This is a genomic window from Sedimentitalea sp. (assembly GCF_039973035.1).
GTDB lineage: Bacteria > Pseudomonadota > Alphaproteobacteria > Rhodobacterales > Rhodobacteraceae > Sedimentitalea.
Map to the genome: position 1 here is coordinate 1 of NZ_JBDWLR010000071.1, position 6,953 is coordinate 6,953.

7 protein-coding genes and 1 pseudogene are annotated in these 6,953 nt (G+C 53.7%); all 8 read left to right on the top strand.

All coding sequences use genetic code 11. From position 1 onward, the window contains the following. Window positions 1–873: pseudogene (locus ABJO75_RS17465) on the top strand (GntP family permease); the annotation flags it as partial. 41 nt (window positions 874–914) lie between these two features. After that, window positions 915–1,817 (top strand): SLC13 family permease, encoded by a 903-nt coding sequence (locus tag ABJO75_RS17470; RefSeq protein WP_348432505.1) that lies wholly within the window; start codon window positions 915–917, stop codon window positions 1,815–1,817. Between the two features lie 60 nt (window positions 1,818–1,877). Next, window positions 1,878–2,732 (top strand): SLC13 family permease, encoded by an 855-nt coding sequence (locus ABJO75_RS17475; protein ID WP_348432506.1) that lies wholly within the window; start codon window positions 1,878–1,880, stop codon window positions 2,730–2,732. A gap of 347 nt (window positions 2,733–3,079) precedes the next feature. Then, window positions 3,080–3,304 carry a hypothetical protein gene (locus tag ABJO75_RS17480; RefSeq protein WP_348432507.1) on the top strand — a complete coding sequence of 75 codons (225 nt, stop codon included), beginning with the start codon at window positions 3,080–3,082 and terminating at the stop codon, window positions 3,302–3,304. Between the two features lie 36 nt (window positions 3,305–3,340). Beyond that, the gene (locus ABJO75_RS17485) at window positions 3,341–3,724 is read left to right on the top strand and encodes a DUF6481 family protein (RefSeq protein ID WP_348432508.1); all 384 of its coding nucleotides are present in this window, start codon (window positions 3,341–3,343) and stop codon (window positions 3,722–3,724) included. Window positions 3,725–4,091: 367 nt separating this feature from the next. Beyond that, window positions 4,092–5,063: an aldo/keto reductase gene (locus ABJO75_RS17490; RefSeq protein WP_348432509.1), complete on the top strand. Its 972-nt coding sequence runs from the start codon at window positions 4,092–4,094 to the stop codon at window positions 5,061–5,063. Window positions 5,064–5,144: 81 nt separating this feature from the next. Beyond that, window positions 5,145–5,834: an SDR family NAD(P)-dependent oxidoreductase gene (locus ABJO75_RS17495; RefSeq protein ID WP_348432510.1), complete on the top strand. Its 690-nt coding sequence runs from the start codon at window positions 5,145–5,147 to the stop codon at window positions 5,832–5,834. Between the two features lie 117 nt (window positions 5,835–5,951). Continuing rightward, window positions 5,952–6,926: an agmatinase gene (locus ABJO75_RS17500; protein ID WP_348432511.1), complete on the top strand. Its 975-nt coding sequence runs from the start codon at window positions 5,952–5,954 to the stop codon at window positions 6,924–6,926. The last annotated feature ends 27 nt before the right edge of the window (window positions 6,927–6,953 follow it).

Genomic DNA, 6,953 nt, shown 5'->3' on the forward strand with positions numbered 1-6,953 from the left:
TTGAACCGTCGCCGGGCGCAGGCTGCCTTGATCGGCGAAGGCTATGGACAGCACGAGGACAGCGTTGCCAAGCCGGATGTCATGATGCGAGAACGGGCTCAGGCAGAAGGGTTTGATATCGCTGAAATTGATGTGCGGGGCGGTGAGGGGCCTAGCTCAACCAGAGATCTTCCGTCGTTCGCGCTTGCGTTTGCTCCGGTGATAGTCGTCGTCGCGATCAATATGGCCTTTATTCAGATTGTCGTGCCGCAGCTGCAGGTGGATTTCCTGTCCTTGCCTCTTTTTGGCGAAACCACGTTGGAAGCCGTGCGAGGCCTTTGGGCAGTCATCATCGCCCTGACGATCGCTTGCCTGTTTGTTGTCGCGACGAACTGGAGCCGACTGACAGACATACAGGTGAGTTTGAACAAGGGTGCGGATGCATCGGTGTTGCCGATCTTCGCAACGGCGAGTCTTGTCGGGTTTGGAGCTGTGGTTGCAGCTCTTCCGGGCTTTCAGAGTGTCACGGAAGCCTTGATCGGACTGGGCAGCAAAGACCCGCTGATCGCGGTTGCGGTATCGGTTGCCACGCTCTCAGGCCTGACAGGCTCTGCTTCTGGTGGGATGAGCATTGCACTTGACGCGCTTGGCAAGACATTTGTCCAAATGGCACATGAGACCGGAACGTCACTCGAGGCCATGCACAGGATCACATCGGTGGCTTCCGGTGCCATGGATGCCCTGCCGCACAATGGCGCAGTGATTACTGTCCTTGGTATTTGCAATCTTGGCCATAAGACAGCCTATTTTGATGTATTCATGGTCGCAGTGGTAATACCGATGGTGTCGCTCATTGCCTTGATTGGTTTGGCGACAGTGTTCGGAAGTTTCTGAACCACTCTTGCCTATGCCCAAATGATCGGAAATACGCCTCAATGACGCAAGACATGATCTTCGTTTTTTCGCTCATTGGAGTTGCGGCAGTGCTCATGGCCAGCAACCGGGTCCGATATGATCTGGTTGCCCTGATTGTGGTGTTGGCGTTGATCCTGGGCGATATCCTGACAATTGGTCAAGCGCTCTCCGGTTTCGGGAGCTCGGTCGTTATTCTGGTGGCTTGCCTGCTGATTGTAGGTGAAATGCTCGAGCGAACCGGCGTTGCCCGTTTTGTAGGTGATCTCATCCTGAAAAAGGGCGGGACCAATGAAACACGGCTTCTGATCTTGCTGATGGTGAGTGCCGGCTTTCTCGGTAGCGTGATGAGTTCCACTGCAGTTGTTGCCATTTTCATTCCGATTGTCCTGCGGATTGCCGCGGACACAGGTCTCGACAAATCTCGATTGCTCTTGCCGATGTCTTATGCCGCGCTCATCAGCGGTATGCTGACGTTGATCGCGACGACGCCTAACCTTGTCATCAGCGACGAACTCGTTGCCCAAGGCTATCAACCTCTCGGATTCTTCTCGTTCTTTCCGATTGGTGTGCTTATCCTGATCATCACTATCGGCTACATGCTGCTATGGGGGCGTGGTCTTCTTGGGTCGAAAGCGGCAGCCGATTCAAAGCAGAAGCGGCGCCCCACGCGGACTGCATTCGATTTGTGGAACGCATTTCAAATAGAGGGGGATGCCAACGATTTCTGGGTTGGGGAATCTGTATCCTTGGAAGAAGTTCGCGAAATAACCGCTCAAGGTGCCAACTTTGTTGCAAGGCGACGTCGCGGGAAAAACCGTCAGCGTGAAACCGTCTTGTTCAAAGACGGTATGGAGCTGCAGAGGGATGACCTCATCTTGGTTCGCGGCCCCAGCGAGTTACTGGATCAACTGGCGTCCCGATAGGGGTTCACCCGCCGTTCTGCAGTCAGGGTCAGGGCGGGCGACTGGAGAGATTGTCTGGGTATGGCAGATCTGATGGTTCATCCGGAAGCATCAGTAATCGGCGAAACGGGCCCTGAGGCATTGTCTCATGATTTGCGTGAACTAGAAATGCTTGGGATTTTGCGAGATGGAAAACCGGTCATTGACTGCGAAAAAGCGCCATTGAAAGCAGGGGACCGTATTTTGGCCCTCGGTCCCTGGGAAGAACTCGACAATCTTCTGGGACAACGTGATGATTTTGTTCTTCTAAACTACCCCAAGGAGCGGGAAGAGGCCGTTCCCCAATTGTCCAAGTTTTCCCTAGCAATTGGTATTCTAGCCGGCATGGTGCTGCTCAGCGCCCTGAACATTGTATCGGTAACTGTTGCAGTTCTATTGGCCGCCATTGCTGCGGTCCTTTTCAGAACGATGTCGCCGGATGAGGCTTACAAATCTGTCAGCCTATCGACCTTGGTCCTTATTGCCGGGATGTTGCCGCTCGCCAATGCACTGGAAATCACTGGTGGTTCGGCTTTGATTGTGGAGCAGCTATTGGAAATCGTCGGGCAATCTGATCCGAGAATCATGATGGGAGCGCTGTTTGTACTGACGGCAGCCCTTGGTTTGGTATTGTCCAACACCGCGTCTGCCGTACTTGTCGCCCCTATTGCCATTACCGCGGCGGAGGCCCTGCAGATCTCACCCTATCCGATGGTTATTTCCGTATTGATTGCCGCCTCTGCAGCATTTTCGACACCGATTTCCACACCCGTAGTGACGCTGGTTGTGACGCCCGGAAATTATGCTTTTGGGGATTTCCTGAAGCTCGGGGTGCCGCTCACAGTAATTGTCGGCCTTGTGACTATTCTGGTGACGCCGTTCTTCTTTCCTTACTGACGAAAAACCTCGACAGTTTTCTGTCGGGACATCACTGTCTATCGAAACCTGCCGTACATCTGTTCCAGACGTTGACATTTAGTCGCTAATCTCTTACCCGTGCGGCATCGATATTTTCATGCTGAGCTATGGTTACCGCGCGGTTGGCGCCGCGTCGTGAACGAACCCTCCCTCTAAATGATCGTTATCATGATACTGAACGCCTTGGCGTTGCAGTCTCTGTGGTGCGGTGAATGGGTTCATCATGACCACTGTTCCAGTAGAATGCATTTACCCAAGCGAGGTCAGGCAAGTTGTCTGGCTTGTTTATTAGCCGCCCGCTTGGTGAGCTCCTTGCGAGGATAGCTATGACAGCGAACTACAGTAAGCCGCGTCAACAGGCCGAGATTGCTTTTGGCAAGACGACGTCGCAATTATCTGATCGCGAACGGGTCGATGAAGAACTCGACGCTATTGCGGTCGCTCGAAACGAAAAGACATTGAAGCTGCGCGAGGCGCGTCTTGCAAAAGAATTGCAAGACAGCAAGAAGCCGGTAGCCAGCACAGTTTCGAAACGGGTAAAAAAAACCTGACTTTGGTCAGCATGACACTTCAACTGGAATAGAGAATTGAAAAAAACGAAAAATAGTGAACACGTCGACCGTCGCAATGCTGCTGCTGATGCGAAAGCGAACCTTCTTCAAGCCTTTCGTGCTGCCAACGACGTAAATGACCCTGCACGTGCTGCTAAACAGGCGGAGCGTATTGCGATTGCAGAAGCGCGGGAAGTGCGCCGTGCTGAGCGCAAGCAAGCAAAGATCGAAGAGCAAAACCGGATCGAACGAGAGAATGCAGAGCGTGAGGCAGCTGCTGCCGCTGCTGCAAAAGCTGAAGCGGAAGCACGTGAAGCGGAGGAGAAAAAACTCATCTCCCGCGTTCTTGAAGATGAAGCGGCCCGGAAGGCTGAGCGCGACCGGCGCTACGCGAACCGCAAAGCACGAAATTCTCGATAAGCGGTTTTGAAACAAATTTGGGCGCGGACCTATTACGCTCATCAAAAGCTGGCTTGAGGCCAGTTTGATGACCGTGAGATAAGGTGTTCGCCCAGTTTGTTATCTATGGACTATTTCAGAACTCTATTTGAAACAGTGGATGGTTCACTCCGACGGATTGCGTCCTCAATGTGCGTAAGGTTGACCCGGGTGCAGGCTGCGCCAACCGTTACCATATGTCACTAAGAGGTGCCGTTCTGGCAAGACAGTCGCGATACTCGAATTTTCCTTTTGCTCGCGCAGTGTGACCAGTTTACCCCGTAAACGCCCTAGACGATGAAACAACTTATCTGCCAGTCTGAAATCTCAATTCAGGCAGGACAATAAGATGAAAACCAATTTGCTCGGGCGCACCGGTATCCATGTTTCCGAACTCTGTTACGGCACAATGTCATTTGGTGGCGATGCCGATGAGGCGATGTCGGCAAAGCTCTATGCAGCTTGCCGGGACGCCGGGGTCAATTTCTTCGATTGCGCCAATGTCTATAGCGATGGTCGCGCCGAGGAGATCCTAGGCGACCTTATGGCGCATGAACGTGATGATCTGGTGGTCACCTCCAAGGTGTTTGGTTCGATGGGGCCGGGTCCCAATGACGTTGGGCTCAGCCGTCGCAATATTGCTCAATCTATCGAAGCCAGCCTCAAACGCATGAAGACGGATCGTCTGGATGTCTATTTCATCCACAAAATCGATCCGGCGACTCCGATGGATGAAACCCTGCGCGGACTGGAGGATGTCGTCCGATCCGGCAAGGTGCTTCATATCGGTGCCAGCAACCATGCCGCCTGGCAGATCGCTTTGGCGCTGGGTATCAGCGCGCGAGAAGGCTGGAGCCGCTTTGATGTGCTGCAGCCAATGTATAGCCTCGTCAAACGTCAGGCCGAAACCGAAATTCTACCGTTGGCTCAAGATCAGAACCTGGCAGTAATTCCTTATTCTCCGGCTGGTGGTGGCTTGCTGAGCGGCAAGTTCCGACCAGGTGTCAAACCGGAAGGTGCGCGCCTGGCAACGGATGCACGCTATGCCGAACGTTATGGCGAATCTTGGGTCTATGAAGTTGCCGAAAAGTTCACGGCTTTTGCTGACAAGATGGGCGTTCATCCGATGTCTCTGGCGGTTGCCTGGACTGCGGGCCATCCGGCGGTAACGGCGCCAATCATTGGTGCGCGCAACACGGATCAGCTTGTCGCGTCCCTGAAGTCGGTCGAGATTGACATGAATGAAGATTTACGGGCCGAGATTGCAGCGCTATCCAGAAAACCGGCACCGGCAAATGACCGGCTCGAGGAACAAGACTAGATTTATTCGGGTTTTCGTGGCCTCGGAACGATCTTTTTGAACGGAACAAACGTATGCCTCATCAAAGCAATGAGGTGAGGCATGCATCGTCTGGCAGTTATCATAGGGGCGACCGGCGGGATTGGGTCGGCGATTGCGACAGTGGCTGAGGCCTCTGATCGGTATGACAGGGTTATCCGGCTCTCTCGAACATCATCGCCGTCTTTAGAGCTGCTTGATGAAGCGACAATCGAAGCTGCTGCCCGCTGGCTGAAAGAGCAACCAGGCGAGATTGCACTTGTTCTTGATGCGACAGGTGCGCTGACACTTGGCGATCATAAGCCCGAGAAGAGTTGGCGAGAATTGGACCCTGCGGCATTGGCAGACACATTCGCCCTCAATGCGATTGGTCCGGCGCTATTGATGAAACATTTTCTACCGCTAATGCCGAGGGCCAGACGCAGCATCTTTGCCACTTTATCGGCCCGGGTGGGATCCATCAGTGATAACCAACTTGGCGGTTGGTATGGCTATCGCGCAGCAAAGGCAGCACTCAATCAATTGGTACGCACAGCTTCTGTAGAGCTCAAGCGCAAAAAACCGGAATCGATCTGCGTCGCGCTCCATCCGGGAACAGTGCGCACGCAGCTCACTGAGGGATTTGCGAAAACGGGCCTTGAAGTTCAGGATCCTGAACAGGCAGCAAAGCGTTTGTTGACTGTGGTCGAAGGACTGCGACCGGAGGATACAGGCGGTTTTTTCGATCATCTCGGAAAGCCTGTTTCCTGGTGAACCTTCTATTCGATCTTGCAGGGATAACTTGAGTGGACGTGATGTTTCAGCTTAGACTCAAGGTATTCACCTGATCTCACAATTTGATTCAGGTTCCAGCGCTAAGGAGTTGCCAGATTGACCGAATTTTCGTTTCAGCCTGTGTCCGGTCTTGAGCTGCCGCGGTTTGCCGGCGTGCCAACATTCATGCGCCTGCCGCATATTGATCTGGACAATCCAAGGCTGACTGAAGTTCAGATTGGCCTGATCGGTGCGCCGTGGGATGGGGGAACAACCAACAGGCCTGGTCCACGCCACGGACCTCGCCAACTCCGTGACAGCTCGACGATGATCCGCGCCCTGAATGCAGTGACTAGTGTCAAACCGTTCGAGTTGATCAATTGCGCCGACCTAGGTGATGTAGGGCCAAACCCGGCAAGTGTTGATGACAGTCTCGCCCGCATGACCGCCTTTTATGACCGCGTTCTCGAGGCTGGCATTGTGCCTTTGACGGCGGGCGGAGATCACTTGTGTTCCCTGCCTATCCTGCGATCCGTTGCCAGGTCAGGACCGGTCGGCATGATCCATTTCGACAGTCATACGGATCTCTACAAAAGCTATTTCGGCGGCATGCAATACACCCATGGAACACCGTTTCGCCGTGCTATTGAGGAAGGCTTGCTCGATCCAAAACGAGTGGTGCAGATCGGAATTCGCGGTACCGCCTATGACATGGAAGATCGGGAATTTGCCAAAAGCGTCGGCGTGCGCGTGATCCCGATTGAGGAGTTTCATTCGCGCGGTGTTGAAGATGTCATGAGCGAGGCGAAGGAAATTGCCGGGACAGGGCGTACCTATGTTTCCTATGACATTGATTTTGTCGATCCGGCATTTGCACCGGGCACCGGAACTCCCGAAGTTGGCGGACCCAATTCCTTCCAGGCGCTGCAAGTTGCCCGCATGCTGGACGGCGTCAACATTGTTGGTGCAGATATGGTTGAGGTCTCGCCGCCGTTCGATCAAAGCGGCGGCACAGCCTTTCTGGGTGTGTCGATCATGTTTGAAATGCTCTGCAACATGGCAATGTGTGTGAAGACCGGAACCGCCTCATGAAAACGACAACTTTGTCCGCAGTTCCGG

What these genes read in the sequence shown, in the direction of transcription:
- ABJO75_RS17470 (WP_348432505.1), top strand. Translation starts at nt 915, where the DNA reads ATGACGCAAGACATGATCTTCGTTTTTTCGCTCATTGGAGTTGCGGCA.
- ABJO75_RS17480 (WP_348432507.1), top strand. Translation starts at nt 3,080, where the DNA reads ATGACAGCGAACTACAGTAAGCCGCGTCAACAGGCCGAGATTGCTTTT.
- ABJO75_RS17490 (WP_348432509.1), top strand. Translation starts at nt 4,092, where the DNA reads ATGAAAACCAATTTGCTCGGGCGCACCGGTATCCATGTTTCCGAACTC.
- ABJO75_RS17475 (WP_348432506.1), top strand. Translation starts at nt 1,878, where the DNA reads ATGGCAGATCTGATGGTTCATCCGGAAGCATCAGTAATCGGCGAAACG.
- ABJO75_RS17495 (WP_348432510.1), top strand. Translation starts at nt 5,145, where the DNA reads ATGCATCGTCTGGCAGTTATCATAGGGGCGACCGGCGGGATTGGGTCG.